Below are 25279 nucleotides of genomic sequence, written 5' to 3' on the forward strand. Positions count from 1 at the left end.
AAGATGATGAATTTTACATTTTTAGAGGTAAGCGATAAAAAAACCCTGGACAAAATTTTTGCTTTTAGGTATAAAATACTGAGGGAAATATATCCGGAATATCTGGAAAAAAATGCTCTTAAAGATGAAAAAGAGTATGACAAATATGACGCATATTCGGTACATTTTGCAGCATTGGATGAAGAAGAGAATGTCTGTGCAACAGTACGCCTGATTTATAATTCTCCCATTGGATATCCGACACAAAACAGTGCAAGGTTTGACAACAGTATGTTTGAAAAAAACAAACTTGGCGAGATGTCACGAATCTTTGTTGATAAAAAATACAGAAGTATGAAGACAACAAAAGTTATTATAGAAGCGGTAAAACATTATATGTATGGTAAAATGTTAGAAGAGGGAATAGAATATACATATGGAAATCTTGAAAAAAACTTTTTACGGCTTTTGAAAATATACAAAATGCCATATAAACCGGTAGGAAAGCTTCAACAGCATCAAGATTTTGGATGGCGTTATCCCTGTATTTTATATACGAAAGAACTTGGGTGTGCAAATCCCGAATTAGTAAAATTATGGGGGACAACGGAGTGAAGCGCAGCATACGACTTTTTTTACTTGTCTGTTTGGCAGTACTGCAACTGCAGGCAGAAGATTTGCTCTCTTCCATTATGACAGATATGAAGCAGTTTAATGAAATTGCTACACAAACAAAACAAAATGAACATTACCAACCCTATATTATCTCTGTCTTTGAAGCAAAAGAGTTGGAAAAGTTGGGTGTGTCGACACTTAAAGAGGCATTGTTGCTTGTTCCGGGTGTAGATATGGCTACTGATAATTTCAATAACCAGACACCGATTTTCAGAGGTTCCAACCCTTTTGCCTATGGACAGTCCAAACTGCTTATAGACGGTGTTTTAGTAAACAATCTTTTCTTTGATTCTTATTCCGAGTATCTTTCCATGCCGATAGAGATGATAAAACGCATAGAGGTTATCAGAGGACCAGGGAGTAAAGTAGACGGGATTAATGCCTATGCCGGATCTATTAATGTTGTTACTTATGCAGAAGATTTTGAAGAATTTGAATCAAATGACAAAGTTGTATTTAAATACGGGTCGTATGATTACACAATGGGCGGTTTTGTAAAAAACTTTAAAAGCAAAGAGTTTAAGACACATATAGATTTTTATTACCAAAAAGACAATAAAAACATATCTTCCGGTCCGGACGGACTCTCTCAAGGTGCGTTAGGTCCGGCAAACATAGCTTTGTCTCAGTCCGGTGAAGCTCCCCTGTGGCTTGATGAATATTCTCTCGGACTGGATGTAAGGTACAAAGACTTTCGACTCAAAGCCCGTATGCTGCAACATAAACAGGGAAGCGCCTACGGGATCAACCTTGCCCTGCCTCAAAAGAGTGACAGAATGAAACTGCCGAGTTACTATGCTGAACTGGGATATATGAAAAAGATACACTCTTTTAAACTGGACATAAAAGCAGGAGTAAAATACAATGCTTTTGATTCAAAAGCAAAACTGGCACCTGATAACTTGGTTTTAGGCAGTGTAGTATTTCCTGATGGTATTTACGGAGAGCATTATGCCAAGCAGAGAGTTTTGTATCAGTCGACGTATGTGAAATACAGCGGAGTTGCAAAACATACCATTACAATAGGCTACAAAGCAAGACAGGAGAGAACGATCCAGATGAGTTCGAAACTCTCCAATCTTGCTACGGGTGATGCAACTTTGGTAGATTATACGCTGACACGGCCGTTTTTTGATAAAGATGCTTCACGGGATGTTTATACGTTCTTTTTGGGGGATGAATACAATGTTAATGCTAAGCTAAGCATCTTATACGGTATAAATTATGAACAGACTTCTTATGAAGATGCAGGGTTTGAACCAAGAATTTCTTTTGTGTATCATAAAGATTTCAAAAACATATTTAAAGCCATATACAGTAACTCCCACAGAAATCCCTCTTGGCAGGAGATGTTTACAAAAAACAACAGTGCAAGAGTAGGCAGTACAGATTTAAAGCCGGAGAAAGTAACATCGTATGAACTGGCATACATCAGAAATTTTTCCAATGATGCCTATTTGCAGGCGAATCTTTTTTATCTTGCCAACAAAGATCAGATATACAATTCTGTTACAGATCCTGTGTATAAAAACAGTGCCAAGACAGATATTTACGGAATAGAACTTGAGTTCAGGGGGCATATCCTGCCTAATGACAAAGTATATGCAAATTATACCTACACAGATGGCAGCTACAGGATGGATGGCAGCAGCGACAGTAATAACCTGCCGAATGTATCCCATCATCTGGTAAAAGGATTTTATATTTATAATATAAATCCTGCTTTGGCTTTGAGTGCAACAGCAAAGTATGTCAGTTCAAAAGAGAGGGTAGAGACAGATCTGCGTCCAAAGCTAAAGGGCTATATGACACTCGATACTGCAGTGAATTATAAAAATATTCAGTATGGTTATACGTTGAATGTCAGTGTGAAAAACCTTTTTGATACAGATGTGCGATACCCCTCTTCACCAAATACCTATGTAAATGATTATGCGCAGGAACGCAGAACATTTTTACTTACCTTTAAAAAGAGGTTTTAGATGATGCGTTTACTACTTTTACATTTCTTGTTTGTTCCTCTGCTTTTTGGATACAGTTATGATGAGTTGTTACTCAAAGCACAGGCATCAATTTTTCCAAAAATCATGTTACTTGATAAAAAAATAGAAAAAAAACTTATAAAAAACAGACTTGTATATACCATTGTGTGTGATGAAAGTGATTATGATACAGCCCTACATGTAAAGCAGTATATAGAAAATAAATTTAAAGGGCATTTTGATAAATACCCTTATGAAGTGAAGATAGTTGATTTCGCACATCTTGATATGAAAACACCTGCGTCAGCATTTTATGTTCTGAAATCTTCCAAGGAGAATATTGCCAGAGTTGCAAAAATTGCCAGGGAAAAAGGAATCATCACCTTTTCGTATGATATAGAAAATCTAAAAGAGGGACTGCTGCTCTCCTTGCTGATAGAAAAATCAACCATGATTTATCTTAATAAAGAGAACCTGAGAGATGATGTTGATTTTGTCTCTTTTTTATATCAAATGGTAAAGTTTTTGGACAAAGATAGTTTTTGACATAACATTTATGCTAAAATATATGCAAAAAACAGGCTTGCTGCATGAAAGAAAAAAAATTCAAATCGCTCTCATTCAGGATTATGAGCTCCATCGTAATCACCTCATTTATTACAATTGGGGGGATTTTTTTTGCATTTGAAAAAATAAACAAACACGCCTTTTACAATATGGAATTTCAAAAAGCAACCCTCATCTTAAAAACAATAGAACCTTTGATAGCGGTAGATATGTATCTGGGACTGGAAAACCAAATTGATGTGAAACTGAAGCAGTTAATGCAAAATAAAGAAATTCTCTCTGTGAAGGTTTTTGAAAAGGACAGGTTGATTTATGAAACAAGATCTAAAAACAATTATCAGAGTCTTTTTACCATCAAATGGGATATTCTTCAGCCAAATTCCAGGAAGAAAATAGGAACAATTGTTTTAAGCTACTCAAATCACAATTATGAACAGCTTATACAACAGTATACACATTTGCTTCTCAAAATGCTTGTGATTCTTTTCCTGATATTTATATTTCTTGGTGCCTATATAGATAATTTGCTCAAGCCTTTGCGAAAAATTGCCAATATACTAAAAGGTTTTACACCGGAGAAAAAATTAAAGATAGAACCGATACAAGAGAATAATGAGATCGCGCTTATAGTCTCTGCATTAAATGAGATGCAGGAGAAAGTATTTGATTATGCAAGAAAACAAAAAGATATCAACGCCTATCTGGCAAGAGAAGTCGAGAAGAAAACAGTAGAGTTGAAAAGACAGCTTTTTATAGATGATCTGACACAGTTGCCCAACAGAAAAAAACTTTTTTACAATATAGAAAATTTGAATAATGACGGGGCATTGCTGATTTTAAATATAGATGACTTTAAAGAGATAAATGATTTCTACGGACAGATTGCAGGGGATTATGTCCTCAGAGAATTTGCAAAAAAACTGCAGGCTTTTGTCGAAGAGGAGCAAAACATCAGTGTCACACGACTCTCAGGAGACGAATTTGCGCTGTGCTTTAGAGCAAGGCCTTCTCACAGGACTTTTATACGAATTGTCAACAGTCTGTCAAAAGAGATTGAACAGATGGTATTTCATTATGAAGAAAACGAGATTTATATCCGTGTGACAATGGGTGGAACTTTGCAGCCCAATGAGATGTTGGAAAAAGCAGATATTGCCCTTAAAGTTGCCAAAGAGCAGAAAAAGTATTTTCTGCTGTATGATGAAAAACTTGAAATAGAGAGAAAATATCAAGAAAATATGGAGTGGGTGAAAAAACTGAAAGCTGCCATAAAAGAAGAGAGAATAGTGCCTTTTTTCCAGCCTATCTTTGATACCCGAACGAAAAAAGCGGTGAGTTATGAATGCCTTATTCGCCTGATAGAGACAGACGGCTCAGTTGTCAGTCCTTACAGGTTTTTAGATATTGCCCAAAAAAGTAAACTCTATCCGCAGTTAACAAAGATTATGCTGAGTAAAAGCTGTCAGTATTTTGAGCACAGAGACACATCGTTTTCGGTCAATCTTTCTATTGATGATATGCTTGATGCAGAGATGGTGCAGTATATTCAAAAAACCGTTAAAAAATACGGTGTCAGCAAAAAAATAGTTTTTGAGATTCTTGAGACGGAAGGGATTGAAAATTATGAAGAGGTTTCAGTTTTTATACGCAAGATGAAAACATTGGGCTGTAAAATTTCTATAGATGATTTTGGTGCGGGGTATTCCAATTTTGAGCATATGCTCAAGCTTGATGTTGATTACATTAAAATTGACGGCAGTCTTATCAAAAATCTTGAAACAGATAACAATGCACGCATAGTAGTTGAAACAATTGTAGATTTTGCCAAGAAATTAAACCTGGTAATTGTAGCGGAGTTTGTTCATAACCAAGCGGTGTTTGAAATAGTAAAATCGCTTGATATTGAACGGGTACAGGGTTTTTATCTGGCTGAGCCAGATAAAGAGATACCCAAAAACTAGTATCTGTATCTGAGATAGAAACGGATATCCTGGGCTGTATCTACGACCTGGGAACCTAAACCGGCTGCAATTGCCTGGTCAATGCTCATTGCATTTCCTGAAGTGCTTCCAAAGAAGCCGTTGCTTCCGGCATATTTATAGTCTATATATGTATAGCGAATCTGAAAAGATAAAATATCTTCTATCAAAGGTTCTGTAAAATATGCCTCGTATGCATTACCGCGAGCTGCGAGTTTTGAACCGATGTTCGTATCTTCACCGTAGGTAATACTTCTCCAGTATTTTGAACCGTGATTAAATTCCATTCCCCATCTTCCCTCTTCTGTCACAAGTGAAGGTACCTGCAGCCCAATCCAGTAAGAATACCCTTTCACACTTTCATCAACCGCGCTGCCAAGCATGCTCTGTCCTTTGTCCGGGTCTGTAATACTTACAGCGCCACTGACAAAAAAGAGTGTATCGTCTAAAAAGTCATTGATTCCGTCTCCTATACCGTTTGCCACAAAGTTGGCTGTAAATGAGTGTATGTTGCCGACAGTCTGAAAACCTTGTGTCTGGTTTGCGGGATTGACAACATCAATCAGGTTTCCTGCATAATAGTACTGGGAATTCACAGAATACTGTCCGTCGCTCCAAGGAGTAAAGATCAGTCCAACCAGGTCTATAGATGCATTTGAAGTTGTATCTGCATAAGGGGCTGTATTAAACCTCGGTGCTGCATTGCTCATGCCGCGGCCGGCACAGAATTTGACATACATCCCGTCAATACCGGTTACGTTCTCTAAATTAAATTTAGAGCTCAATCCGTCAAATTCAACATTGATTGTATGCCCCATCGGAGAAGCTGCATGGTCATCATCTCTCAGGTTGACAAGATGTCCGTTTGTTGAAGGACGGCGTCCTACACTGAATGTCCAGGGAATATCACTGCCCATAAAGGTGTCGTTTTTGTAGAAAAAGTATGCAGAACGTACTCTTAAGGTATCGTTATAGGCATTTTCATTGGCTATCCAGTCAAATGTTTCAAAAGAGGCATTTGCAGGATTGGAAGCACCGCTTCTGGCACCGAATGCTTTGTTGTATGCAAGCTGACCGGTAAAACTCAGGTGTTTTGTAGCCGCCCAGTTCATATTTAACCAGAGTCTGTTTGTCATAAAAGCATTGTTCTTTTGTGTGCTGCCGTCTGCCATTTTGTACTGAAGATTATCAACGGCAAATCTGTAATCAACATTGAATTTTATGTGATTTCCGTTGGTGTTTCTGTTGAGATTAGAAATGGAATCCTGAATCTCTGCGAGCTGCTCTTCTACCGTCATTTCATCATCATCTTCGTCATCTTCTTCATCTGATGAAGCTGTTGCCTCGGTATCATCAGCCGATTCTTCCTCATCAGCATCTTCTTCTTGCATCATAGATGCCTGTTCTTTTGCTTTAAGGGCATCAAGCTCTTTTTTCATCTTTTTCATTTCAAGTTCCATTGCTTGAAATCTGTCATACATTGATTCGGCATTTACATTTGTTGTTCCTAAAATAGCAATAGTTGCTAAAGAAAGCAGTAGAGGTTTCTTCATTTCATCCCTTTTTTGTGTTGTTTCTGTGATACTATACATTGTTTAAGATAAATTTACTTTTAAACAAGTGCAGATATATATAAATATTTGTTATGCAAATGCAAAATTGCATATTTTTAAAAAAGCTGGCTTTAAATAAAGTTTTAGTATAATTCGCGGATTTTTCTTTTACATGTAAGAGAAAATATTAACAGGTATGTGTCAAAAGTCAGTGCAACCCGTTTTTTAACGGATAATTGTTCGACATTACCAAAGCCAACTGACAAATTTCTGGTTTGAAACAAAACCTTTAAGGATACCCTATGGTAACTATGAAAGACCTTTTAGAATGCGGTGTACACTTCGGACACCAGACACGTCGTTGGAACCCGAAAATGAAAAAATACATTTTTGGTGTTCGTAAAAATATCTATATTATAGATTTACAAAAAACTTTGCGTTATTTCCGTAACACATATACTATTGTTATGGATGCGGCAGCTGAGGGCAAGACTATTCTTTTCGTCGGTACAAAAAAGCAGGCACGTAATTCTGTAAGAGAAGCAGCTATCGCTTGTGGTATGCCGTATGTAGACAACAGATGGTTGGGTGGAATGCTTACAAACTTCCCGACTATTCAAAAGTCTATTCGTAAACTTGATGTGATTACACAAATGCAGGAAAACGGACAGATAGATCTTTTGACGAAAAAAGAAGCATTAATGCTTTCTCGCAAAAAAGACAAACTTGAGCAGTATTTCGGTGGTATCAAAGATATGAAAAAACTTCCTGATATGCTTTTTGTTGTTGATGCGGTAAAAGAGCATATTGCAGTTTTGGAAGCAAGATGTTTAGATATTCCAATTGTAGCACCGCTTGACACAAACTGTGATCCGGATCTTATCACATATCCTATTCCTGGTAATGACGATGCTATCCGTTCTATTCAGCTTTTTTGTCGTGAAATGACAGCAGCTATCAATGAAGGAAAAGCACTTCGCGATGCACCGGCAGAGCAAGAGCAAACAGAAGAAGCTGTAAGTGAAGAAACAGCAGCTACAGAAGCTCCTGCAACTGAAGAAAAAACTACAGAGGAAGCATAATTATGGCAGCAGTTACAGCAGCAATGGTAAAAGAGTTGCGTCAGGCAACTGATGCACCGATGATGGATTGTAAAAAAGTTTTAGTTGAAGCTGACGGAGATATGGAAAAAGCGAAAGAGCTTTTAAAAGAGCGCGGCATCGCCAAAGCAGCCAAAAAAGCTGACCGTGTTGCGGCTGAAGGTCTTGTTGGACTGAAAATGGCTGATGACAACTCGAAAGCTTCTGTGGTTGAAGTAAATTCTGAAACAGATTTCGTTGCACAAAACGAAGGCTTCCAAAATCTTGTAAAAGATACGGCAGAAGAGGTATACAACAATCAGCCTGCTGATGTTGATGCGCTTATGGCAAGTGAATTCGGTGCCAAGTTTACAGAAACTGTAACGAAAATCGGTGAAAAAATCGAAGTACGCCGTTTTGGTACGCTTACAGCTGCTCCGGATGAGGCATTAAACGGATATATCCACTCAAACAGCCGTATAGCCGTTATTGTAAAAGCAAAATGTGACAGTGAAAAGACTGCGGAGTGCATGAAAGATACATTGAAACAAATTGCTATGCATGCATCGGCTATGAAACCGACAACACTCAGCTATAAAGATTTTGATCCTGAGTATGTTGCAAGTGAAACACAGGGTCGTATTGAGGCACTGAAAAAAGAGAATGAAGAGTTGCAAAGACTCGGAAAACCTTTGAAAAATGTACCTAAATACATCTCTATGATGCAACTCACTGATGAAGTGATGAAGCAGGCTGAAGCTGATATCAAAGCAGAATTGCTTGCAGAGGGAAAACCTGAGAAAATTTTAGACAAAATTATTCCTGGTAAAATTGCCCGTTTTATTTTAGACAACACACTTCTTGATCAGGAACAGGCACTTTTAGACCAGCAATATGTTTTAGATGACAAATTAACTGTAGCTCAGGCAGTTGAAAAAGCAGCAAAAGCATGCGGCGGTACTGCCGAGATTACTGAATTTATTCGCCTTGAAGTAGGTGAAGGAATCGAGAAAAAAGAAGACGACTTCGCAGCAGAAGTTGCAGCACAAATGAGCTAAGCCTTTGGCTTGACTCATTTCTTACTACAAACCCCTCCCTTTTTTAAAAACTCCGTTTTCCTGAATTTTATGCTATACTTTTTGCATGAGTATAAATAATTATAATAAAATCATTGTTATCGGCGGCGGTTACGGCGGTCTCAGGGCTGTAGAAAATCTTGCCAAAGACAAAAACAATCAAATTACACTTTTTGATAAAAATGCCTATCATTTTATGCAGACAGATGTGTATGAGCTTATTGCCAATGAAAAAGATTTTGCAAAAGTGAGTGTCGATCTTTTTACCTACTGCAGCGGTTTTGAGGGAAATGTCAGTTTTTACAAACAGGAAGTCGAAAATATTGACTTTGAAAATAAAAAAGTCATTACTGATACACAACGGTTTTCTTATGATTATCTTATTATAGCTGTGGGTGCACGGACAAAATTTGTCAACAGTATTGAGGGTCTCAAAGAGTATGCTCATGGAGTCAAGGCATTGCATCGTGCGATGTATTTTAAACAAAAGTTTGAAATGTCACTTTTTAAAAAAGTACAGGAGAGCGGTGTTACATGTAAGGCTTTGAGTATTGTGGTTGCCGGTGCAGGACTGAGCGGTGTTGAAATAGCGGCACAGATGGCATCATATGCAAAAGAGTTTTATTGTGAAAATAATTTTTTATGCAGAAAATTAAATATAGTCCTTGTCAGTTCATCAAAGCAGATACTCAAAGGTTTGGATGATTTTTTAGTCGAAAAGTCTCACAAAAGATTGCTGGATCTCGAAGTCGTTATAAAATCAAAGGCAAGAGTGGTCTCTTTAACACAAGAGAGTGTTACACTGAGCAACGGAGAGACCATACCTATGGATTTTATGATTTTTGCCGGAGGGATTGAGCCAAACGGACTTATCTATAAACTTGACTTGCCGAAAAATGAAAGGGGTTTTTTAAATATTAATGAGTATCTGCAGGCAGGTTCAAAAAAAGAGGTTTTTGCCATAGGTGACTGTGCCACTTTGTATAATAAAGGTGAATTAATAGCACCTACGGCAGATGTTGCTGAGCAGATGGCAGAGTTGTGCAGTGAAAATATTATGCGTATCGGCACAAACAAAAATCTCAAAGCGCATGATATCCGTTCACGTGGTATGTTGATTGCCCTGGGACGCAGGTATGCAGCAGGAAAAATTTCCAATATATACATCAGCGGATTTGTGGCATTTGTTATGAAAAAATTTATTGAAAAAGTCTATTTTATAAAACTGGACAGACGTTCAAAAAAAGGCTGTGATAAAATTTTTAATGCTTAAAATAAGCAAGAGTAGAATATAATAGCCCTATGAATCTATTATCTGCCAAAAATTTATCACACTCATTTGAATATGAGCTTTTTTCTGACGTTTCCCTCTCTCTTGAAAGTAATGAAAGTATTGCTATTATCGGTATGAGCGGGAGCGGAAAGTCTACGTTGCTGCATCTTTTATCTACTCTTTTGAAACCAAAGAAGGGGACTGTTGCGCTTTTTGGAAAAGAGACAGCCTCTATGAGTAAAAAAGAGCTGACGCTTATAAAACGAAACAAACTCGGTATAGTTTTTCAATCCCATTATCTTTTTAAAGGCTTTACCGCCTATGAAAATCTTGAAGTTGCCCAAATTCTTTCACAAAAAGAGATAGACAACAGTTTAATCAAAGATTTGGAAATCGAGCAGTGCATGCACCAAAAAGTCACGGAACTCTCAGGCGGACAGCAACAGCGTGTCTCTATTGCAAGGGTTTTGACAAAAAAACCTTCAATAATATTTGCCGATGAGCCGACAGGAAATCTTGACAATAAAACGGCTGCGGAAGTAATGAAACTTTTTTTTGATTATTGTCAGGAGAATGATGCCGGTATGATACTTGTAACGCATGACAATAGTCTGGCCAACATGTGTAAACGAGTCTATAAACTTGAAGACAAAGCATTGAAACCAATTAAATAAGGTTAGAAAAGTGGGATGGACACAGATACTTAACGAAACGAATGTAGTAGCCTTTCTTTTGCTTTTTTTTCGTTTTGCCGGATTGTTTATTGCTGTGCCTATTTTCAATCATCAAAATATCCCAATGAACATTAAAGCGACCATGGCTTTTTTCTTTACAGTCGTTTTTTACTCTTCTATGCCTCCCCTGCATATAAGTATTGATGTGCCTACTGTTGTCATTGCTATACTGGGTGAACTTTTGCTGGGTCTGTCAGTGGGCGTTGTATTGCAGCTTGCCTATAATGTCATTACTTTTGCAGGCGGTCAAATATCTTTTATGATGGGCTTTTCGATGGCAAGTGCTATTGATCCGCAGTCAGGCATTTCAATGCCTATAATTTCTCAGTTTCTCTCTTTGATGGGCTTAATGATTTTGCTTGTACTCAATCTGCATCACTGGATGCTGCTTTTTGTCGACCATTCTTTAAAAACAGTGCCTCTGGGCGGTTTTATGATGAGTAAAGATCTGTTTCACTACATTATGCATGCGGCATCAAACATGTTTTTGGTCGGTTTTATTATTGCTTTTCCCGTAATTGCACTTTCATGGCTGGCCGATGTCATATTTGGGATGCTTATGAAGACAATGCCTCAGTTTAACCTTCTGGTCATTGGTTTTCCTATTAAAATAATGGTGGCTTTTGTCGTGCTTATAGCAACTTTTACTACAATTATGCTATTACTCAAGGGAGAAATTCAAGAAGCATTTAACTCTTTGGAAATACTTTTTTAGTTTTTTTTTGATACAATAGTGCTAATAGAGATTTTTGAAATTCAATCAATAGATCATCCAAAGGAATATGCGTGAAAATACTGCTTTTAAATGATAATCCCGTTGTAAATAAATTAGTGACGCTCAGTGCACAAAAAACTTCTGATGAAGTAGAAACAGCCTCTGGTCTTGAGGAGATTTCGTCACATGATTATGATTTGCTTATTGTTGATGACAGTGTTTACACTGATGATTTACTGCATGAATTAGAGGCAAAAATAAAATATAAGAAATCACTGTTTATATGTGCAAAAGATGCCAAAGAGAGAGATTCTTTTTCATCAATACTGAAAAAACCTTTTTTACCGACTGATTTGGTAGAACTTTTTATGATGTTGGAAAAAGAAATCAAAAAAGAAGCAGATGAGATGCCGGTTGAAGAACTGCATGCACAAGAGAATGAAATAGAAGAATTGGATGATTTGGGTGATTTGGATACGCTGACTGATGATTTGGACCTGGATGATGAGTTGATTTTGGATGATGATGAAGAAGATTTCGGTGAAAGCGTACTGGATGATGAAGAGGCACAGAAGGTAAAAGATCTGCTTGATGAAAATGAAGAAGATCTCTCTTTTGATGAGGAAGTGCAAAATGATCTTGAGAGTCTGGAACTGGATGAGATGGGATTAAATGAAGAAGAGTTTTCCCTGGATGAGTCTTTGGATGAAGAGGCACCGGAGCAAAAACCGGAAGCAGAAGAGGCATCTGCCGAAGAAGAGGATCTCATGGAGGCTTATGACATGGCATTGGATCTGGAAGATGAAGCAGACGCTGATATTTCAGAGGAGGAGAGTTTTGATTTGGAAGAGGAAGTCAAAGCACTTGAAGACGAAGAACTGCAAGAACTCGATACAGCAACAGTAGAAGAGCTTGAAGAGGAAATAGACGAAATTGTCACAGATGAACTCAATGCCCAAGAGGGTGACCTGGCAATGGATCTGGCATTGGATTTGGAAGACGAAGCAGATGTCGATATTTCGCGTGATCCTGTAGATGATTTAGAGATGCCGCAAGAGGCAGAAGATGCAAGCCTGGAAGAAGAAATTCAAAATGCTGTTGAAAATCTGACACAAGAAGATTTAGAGAGCGAACTGGATGAAGATACTCTGCTTCAAATAGCAAAAAACGAGATTGATCCGTTGGAGAGCCTGACAAGCAAAGATTTAAAAGAGGCTCTTGGAGAAGAGACAGAGGAAGAAACAGCAGAAGAGACGGATCTTTTGGAACCTGAAGAAACAGTAGAGTCTGAAGAGGAGAATAAAGAACAAAACAGTGGAGTCGAAGCACTGAAAAAACTTCTTGAGGCACTCAGTGACAAAGATGTTGCAGCATCTATGAAAGGAATGAAAATCAGTATAAATATTACATTGGGTGACAACTCATGAGTGCTATTCACGGGGCAGTTTTGGTTCTTTCCGGTCCAAGCGGGGCGGGAAAAAGTTCTTTAATCCATAAAATTATCGATGATATCGGTGAATGTTATTTTTCCATATCTACAACAACACGTCCTATGAGAGAGGGAGAAGCGGATGGTGTGGATTATTATTTTGTGGATGAAGAAGAGTTTAAAAAAGAGATAGAAGAAGATCAGTTTTTAGAGTATGCCATTGTGCATGGAAATTACTACGGAACTTCACTCAAGCCGGTTAAAAAAGCGCTCTCTGAAGGAAAACTGGTTATTTTTGACATAGACGTGCAGGGGAACAGTGCAATTAACAGTCGGCTCGGGGATATTACAACTTCTGTGTTTATTACGCCACCGACACTGAGTGAATTGAAAAGAAGACTGCAAAACAGACAGACGGATGCGCAGGAAGTGATAGAACGCAGAATTCAAATGGCCAGACGTGAAATTCAGAGAGTCTCTGAGTATGAATATCTTTTGATAAATGATGATTTGGATGCTGCTGCTGAAAAACTGCGTCTTATTGCAACTGTTGCAAGATTTAAAAAATCAAATGAAGAGATTAACAAATTTGTCCAAAAATGGGAAGATTTGTAAAACTTCAAAACATAATATATAGTGATAAGAGAATTTACAGCAAATGTGAGTTATACTTCACAACATAATTTATAACAAGGAAAAAATATGGGAATGCCTAGTGGAACTGAACTACTGATAATCTTCGGAATTATCGTTTTATTATTTGGAGCAAAAAAGATACCTGATTTAGCAAAAGGTCTCGGAAAAGGAATCAAAAACTTCAAAGCAGAAATGAAAGAGGTTGATGAAGTAGAAGTTGAGACACCGAAAAAAGTTGAAAAAAGTGATGAAGTAGCTTCTACTGAATCAACTCCTAAATCTACAACACAAGCCTAAACATTGAAACAACGTGTATCGGCGTTATTACGCGAAAAAATAGGTCGTGAAGTTGTTTTAGAAAAGCCACGTGATCGTTCTTTTGGTCACTTTGCTACTCCTATAGCATTTTCTTTGGCAAAAGAACTCAGAAAATCTCCGATGGTCATTGCGGATGAACTGGCTTCATCTTTTGAAGAGAGTGAAGTATTTTCCAAAGTAGAGGCCGTCAAAGGCTATTTGAATTTTCGTTTAAGTGAAGATTTTTTAGCTGAGTATGCTTCCTGGGCTTTGGAGAATCCTGCAGAGTTTGCAAAACAGGAAAAAAACCAAAAAATACTTTTAGAATTTGTCAGTGCAAATCCAACCGGACCTCTGCATATCGGTCATGCAAGAGGTGCTGTTTACGGCGATACTCTGTACCGTCTGGCAAAACATCTCGGATATGATATAACAGCCGAATATTATGTAAATGATGCCGGCAATCAGATTGATCTGCTTGGACTTTCTATTCAGCTTTATGCAAGAGATCATCTTTTAGATGAAACGGTAGAATATCCTGAGAGTTATTACCGCGGAGAGTATTTGGATGCACTTGCCCGTGATGCAATGGAAAAATTCGGCAGAGAAATTTTTTATGATGAATCTCGTCAAAAAGAGTTGGCGCTTTGGGCAAAAGATGAAGTGATGAAAATCATTGTCAAAGATTTGGGTGATTTGAATATTTTCTTTGACACTTTTGTGTATGAATCAACTTTGTATGCTGACTGGGGCAGAGTGATGCAAAAAATGGGCGACGGCATTTATGAAAAAGAGGGCAAACTCTGGATAGCTTCAGAGGCTAAAGGTGATGAAAAAGACAGAGTTGTTGTCCGTGAAGACGGTCGCCCGACTTATCTTGCCGGCGATATAGTCTATCACAATCAAAAATTTGAACGCGGGTATGATCATTATATTAATATCTGGGGAGCGGATCATCACGGATACATTGCCCGTGTGAAGGCAGCAGTTGAATATCTTGGATATGACTCAAAAAAACTTGAAGTGCTGCTTTCTCAGATGGTAAGTCTTTTAAAAGACGGCGAACCGTATAAAATGAGTAAGCGTGCCGGCAATGTCATACTTATGAGTGATATAGTCGAAGAGATAGGTGCAGATGCTCTGCGTTTTATTTTTGCATCGAAAAAGAGCGATACCGCACTCGAATTTGATTTGGCAGAGTTTAAAAAACAGGACAGCTCGAATCCTATATTTTATATTCAATATGCACATGCACGTATTCAGACACTGCTCTCCAAAGCAACTGTGTCCAAAGAGGATATTGCAAATGCAAGTTTGAAAAATCTTGGAGAAAATGCAGATACACTATTGTTTGATGCACTTTTGCTGCCTGAAATCATTGAAGATGCTTTTAACACAAGACAGGTGCAGAAATTAACTGATTACCTGAAATCTCTGGCAGCTTCTTTGCATAAGTTTTATTATGATGTGCGCATGATCGGTACAGAAGATGAAGCAAAGCTTTTAAAGCTCATGCTGATGGTTGCGTTGAGTATAAAAACAGGACTTTCACTTATGGGTATTGCAGCCAAAGATAAAATGTCTAAAGAAGAGGAGTAATCCTCTTTTTATTTGAGCAATTCGGAATTTTTCAGCTGCGGATAAAGTTTGAGAACCTTTTTAGCGGATTTTTTTGGAATCTGCACTAAAACAGGGTTTTTCTTCTTATCGAGCCAGCCGGCAATCTTTTTTATATCTTTTTCACTCATGGAAGTACAGCCGACAGTGGGACTCTTCGGTGCACGCTCAATATGCATAAATATACATGAACCTCTTCCTCTTGCTGACTTTTTGTTATAATCAACGACTATGCCTGTTTTGTACTGGACATCGTTTCGTCTCATATATTCAAAGCTTTTTTCATCTCCCTGTGCCATAATTATCTGATTATAGAAATTTGAGTTTGTATCATCAACACATATCAGATTTTTCTCAGCATAAAGATAGGGCATTTTATAATTGCTTTTTGGAGCGTAACCAAAAATTGCACTTAGGCTGAAAATCCCTGCAGGTGCTTTTTTGTCACCTTCATATTTCAACGCTTCATCAGGATTTTTTTGAAATTCCCTGCTTTCTGCACCCCAGCCTAATCCATTTTTCCCCAAATTGACGCTCATTGTCTCAAAGACTTTGTTTGAGCCCTCATAACATTCGAGTTTTGCCGATGAACTGTTCATATCATTGGCAACAACGAGCACTATTTGCTGGGAAGAAAACAAGAAAATTGACAAACTTGCTGTAATTAAGAAACTTTTTATCATAAAGTATGGTACTATTACTATTATACGATGTCAAGAGTAAAATAGATAAAATTAAAGTTTGGATAAAACAATGAGTCTTAAAATAAAACAGGCTACGGCTGAAGATGCTTCTTTTTTAGCACAAATGATTTTACAAAGTTCACGGGCAGGGAAAAAGAAGGGTCTTTTTGATGTGCTTTTTGGGACAGATAATGATACAGAAGTCTTGGAAAAACTACAAAAGCTTACACAGACACAGTCAAAAAGCCATTGCCATTACAAAAATTTTTTAATAGCGCAAATGGACGGAAAGAGTGTGGGAAGCTTATGCAGCTATGAGCCCAGAATTGCAACAAAAGAGGCTTTTGAAGAGGCCCTTAAAGAGATAGGTTGCGGTGATGAGATCCAAAAACCGTTGGAAGTTGTGTATGAATGCAGTTTTAATACAAGCAAAAGCAGATTGATGTTTGATTTTATGGAAGAACTTGAGGGATTTATTGATGTGGGTGTACTCAAAGCATTGATGCAAAAAAGTCTGCTCACTGCAAGACTCAAGGGCTACAGTATTGTACAGACCGTTATAGAGATAGGGTCTTTGGAAGCAGAACTTTTTTATAAGAGACTCGGCTTTGAAATTGTCGATAAAAAAGAGTGTGATGCGTACAGAGAAATTTTTGGCAGAGCCGGTGTTATGCTTCTGGCTATGGAATTCTAAAGGCTTCTTATAGAACTCTCTTCTCTCTCGGTTCTCCCTTCTTTGTTAGCCATTATTTTGGCGCTCTATACCAAAAATATTGTACTCTCTTTATCTGGCGGTATATTTTTAGGACTTTTTTTTCTGCATGGTTTTTCATTCCTTGCAACGGCTGATGCTCTAGTTGCACTTTTTTTCTCTTTGTTAAGTGAAGGGTGGATACTTAAGACACTGGCTTTTGCAGTGCTTGTCGGAAGCGTTATGGAGTTGATGCAAAAAAGCGGAGGCATTAACGGATTTGTCTCTTTTATGACCCAAAAAACAAGACTTGTCAATTCTCCCCGTTCCGCTTTGCTTGTCAGTTATTTTATCGGTGTATTGATTTTTATAGAATCTTCTATAACTGCTTTAATAGCAGGAGCTGTCGGCAGACCGCTTTGCGACAAAGAAAAAGTGCCGCATGCCAAACTGGCTTTTGTCTGTGACTCCACTTCTGCGCCTGTCAGCTCTTTAATTGTTCTTAATGGCTGGGGTGCGCTTTTGCTCGGACTGATTGCGACGCAAATACAAACAGGCATCATAGAAGGTGATAATGTAAATTTATTACTCCATAGCGTCATGTATAATTTTTATGCCATGAGTGCTTTAGTCGTCACTTTTTTGGCTGTTTGGTTTAATATTGACATTGGTGCGATGAAACATGCCAAGCCGTCTTTAGCCAAAACTGCTTTACATGTAAACGCGCATGTGAGTATGAATTATATGCTTATCCCGATCTTTTTGATGATTGCATTTGTGTTTGTATTCTTATACATAACGGGAGAGGGCAATATGCTCAAAGGAAGCGGTTCGACTTCTATTTACTATACAATGCTTGCTACTTTGAGTGTAATGTTTCTCTATTATGTCGGGACAAAAAACATGTCTGTAAAAACTTATACAAAAAGCGCTTACATTGGCGCCAAAAAACTTTTTCCGATTGCTGTGATACTGCTTTTTGCTTTTGCTATAGGAGAAGTAACGGTTGACTTGAAAACAGGGGAGTATCTGGCTTCACTTGCCAATGAGTCTCTGAGTCTGTTTCTTTTAAGCGGTGTGATATTTTTGCTCAGCAGCATCATCTCCTTTTCCACAGGAACATCCTGGGGTACTTTCAGCATTATGATACCCATAGCCGTACCGATGGCTGTTGGGATGGATGCTGATGTGGCTTTGGCAATAGGAGCGGTTATCAGCGGCGGTGTTTTTGGGGATCACTGTTCTCCTATTTCTGATACGACAATTATCTCCTCTTTGGCAAGTGATTGTGAGGTAATCGAACATGTAAAGACACAACTCCCTTATGCGCTTATAAGCGGTTTTATTGCTTTTTTTCTGTTTATACTGTTTGGATTTATGACTCCAGGTAGTAGTTGATAGAGTAGCGCAGATCTTCATCAATATTTTCCATATTCTTCAACATCCATCGCAGATATCCTGCATCTTCACTTGCAACTTCTTCAAGACTTTTGCCTTTGTGTTTTCCAAATCTGAATGTTTGTACCAAAATAGGAGTGTTGGTTAAATCGACCATCTTTTCAACAGGATTTTCATTTGGAAACTGTTCTTGGACAATATCTTTGAGTTTAGAGAGAAAGAGTTTCAAGACAAGGACATCACCGATGGCATCATGGGCCTTGACAACGATGCCAAGTGCCTCGGCCTCTTTTTCTTCTTCTTTGTAGAGTTCCATTTTATAGCGAAAATACTGCAGTCTGTGCGCCTCTTCATCCGGCATAACATGTTTTGCAACCCTTAGCGTATCTATAACTTTCATCTGTGTTACAAAGCCTTCTTTTTCGAGCATTGTTATATCAAAAGGGGCATTGTGAATGATGAGATAATTCTCTGCAGTATTTAATTCCAGAAGTCTTTTGTATGCCTGTGTCTCTACACAAGGGGGCTTGCCTTCAATCAAATCAGGCGTAATCCCATGCACTTCCATCGCACCGTATTTTATAGCAATATCAGCAGAACAAAATTCGTTATGCACTTCTATCTCTTTTGTGCCTAAAACCATATAACCGAGTTGAATTATTCTGTCTTCTTCATTTGTACCTGTTGTTTCTGTATCTAAAATCACATATTTTTTTGCCATCAGAGTTTCACTTTTAATTATATTATAAAGCATATTGGAACCTAGGTTAAAACCTCACTGCCATTAAGTTAAGCATTTATTTGGAACCGGTACTTCAGTGCCGGCTGAAAGTGGCAAGACTATTGCAACAGCCGGCACTGAAGTACCGGTTCCGAGAAAGCATTAATTTTCTCAACTTAATGGCAGTGAGGTTTTACCCCAGGCTAATTTGCTTTGATTTACCATGTCGCTATTATATGATATACTAATGAAAAAGTAGGTTAAAGCTTTGATTGACTCTCCTTTGGTATATCTTTTTACACTTGCTTTACTTGTAGCAGCACTCAGCTTTGCACAAATCAAAACAAAACACAAATTTTTCGAGTATATTCCTGTTGTTGTGCTGATATATGCTTTTTCTATGCTGCTTGCCTCTTCGGGAGTGTTTGCGCAAAATCAGGAGATTACAGCTGTCTACAGACTGACAAAAACGAATCTGCTGCCGGCAATGCTTTTTTTGATGCTTCTGGAAGTGGATTTTAAGCATTTTTTCAAGCTCAGAAAATCGCTTTTAATCGCTTATGTTTTAGCTGTTTTTTCCATTGCTTTTGCCTTTATAGCCGTTGCATATTTGTTTGGGTTTGACAAAGAAACAGCAGCAGCATTTGGCGCACTCGCAGGGAGTTGGATGGGAGGTACGGCAAATATGATCGCTGTCGGAAGTGCTTTACATGTAAATGAAGATGCCTTTGCCTATGCTCTTGTTGTGGACAGTGTCAATTATACTGTATGGGTGATGCTCTTGCTTTTTTTGGTCCCTTTTGCAAAAATATTCAACAGGTTTACAAAGAGTGAAGAAAAACTTGCCTATCTGGATAAAATCGGTTGTGCCTGTTCTGTGGGTGCCAAAAGATACTGGCTCCTAATTCTTCTGGCACTCGGAGCATCTCTGTTTTCTCAGATAATAGCCGAAAAATTGGTGATACTCAATACAACGACAAGTATTGTTCTTTTTTCCACACTCTTAGGGGTGCTCGGCTCTTTTACAAAATTACGGTTTATAAACGGTTCAAACGAAGTGGCAACAACCATGCTCTATATTTTAATAGCACTGATAGGTTCTCGTGCTGTCATAGAAAGCTTCAGTGGTCTTGGCATGTATGTTTTTGCCGGTTTTGCCGTCTTGCTTGTGCATGCATTGATAATGGTGGCAGGGGCAAAAATATTCAAGCTCGATTTATTCAGTATCTCGGTTGCCTCTCTGGCAAACATAGGCGGTGTGGCTTCGGCACCAATTCTTGCGGCAACTTACAACAAAGCACTTGTAAGTATAGGTGTACTGATGGCAATAATGGGGTATTTGATAGGAACTTTTGGCGGGCTTTTGGTCGGATATATACTTATTTACAGCACGCAGTAGAGAATTTATCTATTATTATTTTATTTATCTAATTAAAATTAGTAATAAGGCTACAGACAAATTATGTTACTATCATTAAAATTTTATAATGATATGAAGGATAAGAAATGACAGAGGGAAAAGTATTATCGTTGTTTGTGACGATGCCTGATATGATGCGTGCGGGGCATCGTATGAAATGTGAAGACTTTGATTGCGATGAGAACGGAATTGTTGGGAGCAGAGACTATGACAACGGTGAAGTGAAGCCAATGGTTTTGGTTTCAAAAAAAAGTTATGACATCATAGAAGATGCAGAACTTGTGTTTGAAAGAGGGCTTTTAATGGAAGATATTTACGTGGATGTTGACCTGTATCATCTCAACAAAGGTTCGATAATAGAGATCGGCGAGATGCTTTTTGAAGTTAACGGGCCGTGTGAAGATTACCGGTATCTGTATGCATTCGCTCCTGAACTTCCTGCACTGATAAAAGGAAAACGCGGTCTTTTTGTAACGCCTCTTGAATACGGCGGAATTGCAGTCGGAAATGATGTAAAAGTGGTAAAAGAAGTTTAGTTTGAAAAAAATAGGCATTGGCATTGAATACAGTAATATCTGTAAGGATTATAATACATTTTATTTGGACAGAGACAATTTAGATCCTGAAACTTCTCAATGTATGAAAAAAGTTATGGCATGGAGTCAAGAGTTTTTGTCCGAATTATTGGATGCTTTTGAGTATAAAATATTTAATTTAAATTCATCTGTTCCTGTCAAAGTTTCAGATATCGCTTCGAAAAGATTTCTTTTTTATTCACTGGAAAAGGGAATAACACTGCAAAGCTATGTGCTTGCAAAAGAGTTCACACAATATGAAGGCTTGGCTGCCTGGGAGTTGCAAAACGAGAGTAATATTCTTGTCCAAAATGACGAAGACGGCGGAGCACTTTATTTTTATGTCAATGAAAATTCTAAAGAGTATGAATGGATAACTTCCAAATTAAAAGATTTTTCACTGGATGAAATTCCTTTTACTGTAAAATAAAAAACAGAGAGGGCATCAGCCCATCTCTACAGAATCTATTTCACCTTTGAACTCTTCAATGGAAAATGTTATTCTGTTGGCGATCTCCTCGGGTGTTTCCCTCAATAAGGTTGCATCCAAATGAATTTTACGTGTATGTTTGTTGTAATCACCCAAAACATAGGTAACTAATACAAAAGGGGTTTCTGATACATCACACTCTTTTACCGTTGTTTCAACACCGGGTATACAATAATCAATATCTATATCCGGATCTACCATCGCTTTGTTTACCAGTGTAACAACTTTCTCTAATTTTTCTTTCGTTACTGTGTCCATAACAAACTCTCCTGAAATAATATCGTCTATAGAATAATTATAGCAAAGTTAACAGTATCCATGCAGATATGAGAACTCTTTTTCTGAAACATGACAAAAGTGTGTAAAAAACGAAAAACTGCTCTTACATCATATTTTCTTATTCTATGCCATGAAACTGTTTATAGATTCTTTGGACATAATTCGGCTTAAGACCTAATATTTTGATTTCTGCTATCTCTTCTTTGATATGCTCTTTTTTGATTGCTATAAGCATTTCCCATCTCTTGACAAGTATCTCTTTTATATCTGACTCAAAATCACCTTCATAATCAGGGTAGGCTTTGGCAAGTGCTGTGACAATTTCATGTAACGCAGTTGTTTTTATAATATCAAGCTGCTCCTGAGGATGTGTTTTTTCCACATTTACATAGTGTGCCCATGTAGCTTCCAAAAGAGTTCTTATCTCTTGTGCATAGTCTCTCTCCTGTGTTGAGAATTTTTCTTTTAACAAGTCGGGAATATCTTTAAATTCATTTGCATTGACTATTTCAAGTTCTTCTTGAAAGCCTTTTAAATCTTCTTCATACTCGGCTGCATCTTCATAGAGTTTTGCAATTTCAGCATTTTTGTCCCTATTGTTGTTTGCTTTTTTTGGAGCAGGGTTTTTTTCTTCTTCATTTGCGGCACAGGCTTCTTTAAGCTCCTGCATTTGCATTTCCATATACCGTTTTGTTTCTTGAGTAGCCATATAATCAGTACCTCACAATAATTTTTTTTGTATTTTAGATAAAACTACAGTAATTTGAAGTTAAAGAAGAAAACATCTTCATTTCTTAGGCTTATATAAAGGTTGTGAAATTTATGTAATTGACAGGGTAGTTTCTTTTTAAATTTAGCATGATAAAATTATAGAAAAAAAAGGAAAAGAGATGTCAAATACTTTAATTCACAATCCAGATGAGTGCAGATACGAATACCATATAGAGGGACATGTAGCTTATATAACATATGATGATCAGGATGGCAAGATGCACTTGACACATACTATTGTACCGCAAGAACTGGCGGGAAAAGGTCTTGCAAAAGCTTTGCTTGAAGATGTGCTCAAAGAGATAGAAAAAGAGAATAAAAAAGCTGTGGCGCAATGTTCGTATATTGTCAAATATCAGGAAAAAAATCCTGACAAGAGTCACCTGTTTATATAGAAACACAACAGCCTTTTTGCATAAGCCTGTCCAGCCACAGGGCATGCCCTTGGGTTAATGAAAGCCTGTTGTAAGTGAAGTCCAGCTCTTCCAGGTTTAGCAGATTTTCAATCTCGTCAGGCAGGGTGCTCAGCCGATTCTTCCAGAAAGTCAACTTGGTTAAATTTGTCAATTGTCCGATTTCAGCAGGAAGGGATGAAAGCTGATTTGCGCCCAGTTCCAATGTTTTTAAATTTTTGAGCGAAGCGATCTCTTTTGGTATGCCTGAGAGTCTGTTTTCCTGCAAAAGAAGCAGTTTCAGATTTTTTAAAGACCCTATCTCTTTTGGCAGTTCTTCCAATTGATTCCCTGCAAGATAAAGTTCTTCAAGCTGTGTCAGAAGGCCTGTCTCCGGGGGCAGTTTCCTCAACCGGTTTCCCAGCATATAAAGTTTTTTTAAATTCTTAAGACAGGCTATTTCCGGCGGCAAGTCTGAAAGCTGACTGCCAAGAAGATTGAGCTCCTGCAGTCCGAGCAATGATTCTTTGTCTCTCGGAAGTCCTCTGAAATAGCCACCTTTGAGATAGGAATCATGCGCTATCCACTCTAAATCAGATATATTGTTTTTATCAGCCCAGTCCCAGATTTTTTGAATCATTGGATCTTTACTGATTATGAAACCCCAGGAGTTTTCCAAAAAGTTTATCTTCGGTAAGACCCATTTTGGCAGATGTCATAAGATTGTTCTCTTCATAGTACTTTACAAGTTCCTGGGCATCCTGGCCTGTCATCATTGCCTGATAGCCTAGTGCGGCATGCACTTCCTGTATATGAACATCTATTCCTTCTTTTTTTGCCAAAGCTTCAACGATAAGGGCAGTTTTTACAACTCTTTTCGCATCTTCACGTACAGATTCTCTTAGCTGAAGAAATTTCTCTTTGTCTTCAAGGAACTGTTTGTGCTCTTCTTCTGTGTAGTTTTTTGTTTTTTCGCGCACTTTTGCATCTATCTCCTGCTCGACGATATTCTCAGGCAGTGTGAAATCAAATTTTTCAATTAAAGCATTTATTATCTTTGGCTTAAGCTCCTGCATATACAGTTGTGAAAGTTCTTCGGATATAATCTGGTCTGCAAATTTTTCTTTGAGTGTGTCAAGCGTTGCAGAGGGATCGCTTAGAATTTTTTGGGCAAAAGCATCATCGGGTGTTTGGGCTTCCTGCTGTTGAATTTCATGAAGTTTGACAGCAAATTTAGTCTCTTTTCCTGCCAGATCTTCTGCCTGGTAGTCTGCCGGAAAGGTTACGGTAATGGTTCTCTCCTCGCCATACTCCATTCCGATTATCTGTTCTTCAAAACCAGGAATAAATGATTGGGAGCCGATTTTCAGGTTGAATTTTTCTGCACTGCCGCCTTCAAACGGTTTTCCATCAATAGAACCGGCAAAGTCGATGACAGCAACATCACCTGCTTTTACTGCCCGCGGTTTGTCTATTTTGGTAAAGGGAGCCTGCTGTTGTGCAAACTCCTGAAGTTTGGCTTCCACTGCTGCAGGATCGGCTTTTGGCTTTGTGAAGTCGGGGATGATATCGTTATAGTCTATATCTGTATTGATTTGAGGACTTGTTGAGAGCGCGACCTCGAAGTAGACATTGTTCTCCTGCTGTTCATATTTTTTCAGGAGCGGTTGTCCCAAAATAGTATCTATGTCTATATTTGCTTTTTTGATGCCGGTATTGATAAATTCTTTGAAAACTTCGCCTGCTGCTTCCTGCTCAATATTTTCACTTTTTGACGTATCGTTATCTGTCCCCTGTGTTAATTTTTCTTTAAATTCTGCCACTTTGTTTTCTATTATATTGTTTTCGATCGTACCACTCAAGATAAAGTTAATATCATCGATTTTTTTTACTGAGACTTCCACTATGGTCCTTTTGATTTTTAATTATATTATTTTAACATTATTGTCTAAAAGTAACTTTTTATAAGGAATTGGATAAATAATAAAAGATTTTTTAAATTTTAAGAGGGTATAAGCCATCCCTAAAGGATGACCTATATATACAGAAATTATACTGCTTCGACGTTAGGCATTTCCATCGTAATACAATCACGATTGAGCATATCAGTACATACGTACACACATAATGCACACCCTTTACATCTGTCTACATCAACCCAAGATGTATTTCCGCTTTTATCAAACATGAGTGTATTGGCTTCCGGGCAATACAGAGTACAGGTATTACACTTGTACTCGGCACACATGTCAGAATTAACTTTTGCTA

The 25279-nt window shown here is 37.9% G+C and carries 26 protein-coding genes; 19 read left to right on the forward strand and 7 right to left on the reverse strand.

Translation table 11 applies throughout. From position 1 onward, the window contains the following. Positions 1–6: 6 nt before the first annotated feature. The 4 genes from MNY28_RS06755 to MNY28_RS06770 are packed head-to-tail and all read left to right on the forward strand — an operon-like array spanning position 7 to position 5164. Complete coding sequence (locus MNY28_RS06755; protein WP_346389298.1) at positions 7–594, forward strand: GNAT family N-acyltransferase; 588 nt, start codon at positions 7–9, stop codon at positions 592–594. After that, positions 576–2636, forward strand: a complete 2061-nt coding sequence (locus MNY28_RS06760) for a TonB-dependent receptor (protein WP_346389299.1) — start codon at positions 576–578, stop codon at positions 2634–2636. Before MNY28_RS06755 ends, MNY28_RS06760 begins: the two co-directional genes overlap by 19 nt. Beyond that, positions 2637–3182, forward strand: a complete 546-nt coding sequence (locus tag MNY28_RS06765) for a hypothetical protein (protein WP_151901075.1) — start codon at positions 2637–2639, stop codon at positions 3180–3182. A 44-nt stretch (positions 3183–3226) separates the two neighbouring features. Next, positions 3227–5164, forward strand: a complete 1938-nt coding sequence (locus MNY28_RS06770) for an EAL domain-containing protein (protein WP_346389300.1) — start codon at positions 3227–3229, stop codon at positions 5162–5164. Here the strand turns inward: MNY28_RS06770 and MNY28_RS06775 are convergent. Then, positions 5161–6735 (reverse strand): DUF3373 family protein, encoded by a 1575-nt coding sequence (locus MNY28_RS06775; protein WP_346389301.1) that lies wholly within the window; start codon positions 6733–6735, stop codon positions 5161–5163. The two genes, MNY28_RS06770 and MNY28_RS06775, sit on opposite strands and share 4 nt — an antisense overlap. Positions 6736–7037: 302 nt before the next feature. Here MNY28_RS06775 and rpsB point away from each other — a divergent pair, with 302 nt between their 5' ends. The 9 genes from rpsB to argS all read left to right on the forward strand — a co-directional run bounded on the left by rpsB (position 7038) and on the right by argS (position 15573). Further along, on the forward strand, positions 7038–7817 hold the full coding sequence (rpsB, locus tag MNY28_RS06780; protein ID WP_151901072.1) for a 30S ribosomal protein S2: 780 nt from the start codon (positions 7038–7040) through the stop codon (positions 7815–7817). Positions 7818–7819: 2 nt separating this feature from the next. Then, entirely contained in the window at positions 7820–8872 is a 1053-nt protein-coding gene (gene tsf, locus MNY28_RS06785) for a translation elongation factor Ts (protein ID WP_151901071.1), read from the forward strand. Positions 8873–8957: 85 nt separating this feature from the next. Next, the gene (locus MNY28_RS06790) at positions 8958–10163 is read left to right on the forward strand and encodes an FAD-dependent oxidoreductase (protein ID WP_346389302.1); all 1206 of its coding nucleotides are present in this window, start codon (positions 8958–8960) and stop codon (positions 10161–10163) included. Positions 10164–10192: 29 nt separating this feature from the next. Further along, entirely contained in the window at positions 10193–10837 is a 645-nt protein-coding gene (locus tag MNY28_RS06795) for an ATP-binding cassette domain-containing protein (protein ID WP_346389303.1), read from the forward strand. Positions 10838–10847: 10 nt separating this feature from the next. Further along, entirely contained in the window at positions 10848–11612 is a 765-nt protein-coding gene (fliR, locus tag MNY28_RS06800) for a flagellar biosynthetic protein FliR (RefSeq protein WP_151901068.1), read from the forward strand. Positions 11613–11683: 71 nt separating this feature from the next. After that, positions 11684–13039, forward strand: a complete 1356-nt coding sequence (locus MNY28_RS06805) for a hypothetical protein (protein ID WP_346389304.1) — start codon at positions 11684–11686, stop codon at positions 13037–13039. Continuing rightward, complete coding sequence (gene gmk, locus MNY28_RS06810; protein WP_151901066.1) at positions 13036–13656, forward strand: guanylate kinase; 621 nt, start codon at positions 13036–13038, stop codon at positions 13654–13656. Before MNY28_RS06805 ends, gmk begins: the two co-directional genes overlap by 4 nt. A gap of 87 nt (positions 13657–13743) precedes the next feature. Continuing rightward, entirely contained in the window at positions 13744–13974 is a 231-nt protein-coding gene (locus MNY28_RS06815) for a twin-arginine translocase TatA/TatE family subunit (protein WP_151901065.1), read from the forward strand. A 3-nt stretch (positions 13975–13977) separates the two neighbouring features. Next, positions 13978–15573 (forward strand): arginine--tRNA ligase, encoded by a 1596-nt coding sequence (gene argS / locus MNY28_RS06820; RefSeq protein ID WP_151901064.1) that lies wholly within the window; start codon positions 13978–13980, stop codon positions 15571–15573. A gap of 8 nt (positions 15574–15581) precedes the next feature. Here argS and MNY28_RS06825 read toward each other — a convergent pair whose 3' ends face one another. Then, entirely contained in the window at positions 15582–16274 is a 693-nt protein-coding gene (locus MNY28_RS06825) for a L,D-transpeptidase family protein (protein ID WP_346389305.1), read from the reverse strand. 70 nt (positions 16275–16344) lie between these two features. Between MNY28_RS06825 and MNY28_RS06830 the strand changes: the two genes are divergently transcribed. After that, entirely contained in the window at positions 16345–16968 is a 624-nt protein-coding gene (locus tag MNY28_RS06830; protein ID WP_151901551.1) for an acyl-CoA acyltransferase, read from the forward strand. A 42-nt stretch (positions 16969–17010) separates the two neighbouring features. After that, positions 17011–18363, forward strand: coding sequence for a Na+/H+ antiporter NhaC family protein (locus tag MNY28_RS06835; RefSeq protein WP_346389306.1), 1353 nt, complete (start codon positions 17011–17013; stop codon positions 18361–18363). Here MNY28_RS06835 and MNY28_RS06840 read toward each other — a convergent pair. Continuing rightward, the gene (locus tag MNY28_RS06840; protein ID WP_346389307.1) at positions 18341–19084 is read right to left on the reverse strand and encodes a 3'-5' exonuclease; all 744 of its coding nucleotides are present in this window, start codon (positions 19082–19084) and stop codon (positions 18341–18343) included. The two genes, MNY28_RS06835 and MNY28_RS06840, sit on opposite strands and share 23 nt — an antisense overlap. Positions 19085–19352: 268 nt before the next feature. Here MNY28_RS06840 and MNY28_RS06845 point away from each other — a divergent pair, with 268 nt between their 5' ends. From MNY28_RS06845 to MNY28_RS06855, 3 genes are all read left to right on the forward strand, one after another. Further along, complete coding sequence (locus tag MNY28_RS06845; protein WP_346389308.1) at positions 19353–20483, forward strand: DUF819 family protein; 1131 nt, start codon at positions 19353–19355, stop codon at positions 20481–20483. 107 nt (positions 20484–20590) lie between these two features. Beyond that, entirely contained in the window at positions 20591–21040 is a 450-nt protein-coding gene (locus tag MNY28_RS06850) for a hypothetical protein (protein ID WP_151901060.1), read from the forward strand. Position 21041: 1 nt separating this feature from the next. Next, the gene (locus MNY28_RS06855) at positions 21042–21509 is read left to right on the forward strand and encodes a hypothetical protein (RefSeq protein WP_346389309.1); all 468 of its coding nucleotides are present in this window, start codon (positions 21042–21044) and stop codon (positions 21507–21509) included. 15 nt (positions 21510–21524) lie between these two features. Here the strand turns inward: MNY28_RS06855 and MNY28_RS06860 are convergent, their stop codons facing one another. Then, positions 21525–21827, reverse strand: a complete 303-nt coding sequence (locus MNY28_RS06860) for a hypothetical protein (protein ID WP_346389310.1) — start codon at positions 21825–21827, stop codon at positions 21525–21527. 139 nt (positions 21828–21966) lie between these two features. Next, on the reverse strand, positions 21967–22557 hold the full coding sequence (locus MNY28_RS06865) for a hypothetical protein (RefSeq protein ID WP_151901057.1): 591 nt from the start codon (positions 22555–22557) through the stop codon (positions 21967–21969). Between the two features lie 181 nt (positions 22558–22738). Here MNY28_RS06865 and MNY28_RS06870 point away from each other — a divergent pair, with 181 nt between their 5' ends. Beyond that, on the forward strand, positions 22739–23014 hold the full coding sequence (locus tag MNY28_RS06870; protein WP_346389311.1) for a GNAT family N-acetyltransferase: 276 nt from the start codon (positions 22739–22741) through the stop codon (positions 23012–23014). Here the strand turns inward: MNY28_RS06870 and MNY28_RS06875 are convergent. Together MNY28_RS06875 and tig are read right to left on the reverse strand one after the other, a co-directional pair. Beyond that, positions 23007–23651, reverse strand: coding sequence for a leucine-rich repeat domain-containing protein (locus MNY28_RS06875; RefSeq protein WP_151901055.1), 645 nt, complete (start codon positions 23649–23651; stop codon positions 23007–23009). The genes MNY28_RS06870 and MNY28_RS06875 overlap by 8 nt on opposite strands. Before the next feature lie 7 nt (positions 23652–23658). Beyond that, a complete protein-coding gene (tig, locus tag MNY28_RS06880) occupies positions 23659–24915 on the reverse strand; it encodes a trigger factor (RefSeq protein WP_346389312.1) in 1257 nt (418 codons plus the stop codon). Positions 24916–25279 lie beyond the last annotated feature (364 nt).

It is taken from the genome of Sulfurimonas sp. NWX367 (genome assembly GCF_039667065.1).
GTDB lineage: Bacteria > Campylobacterota > Campylobacteria > Campylobacterales > Sulfurimonadaceae > Sulfurimonas > Sulfurimonas hydrogeniphila.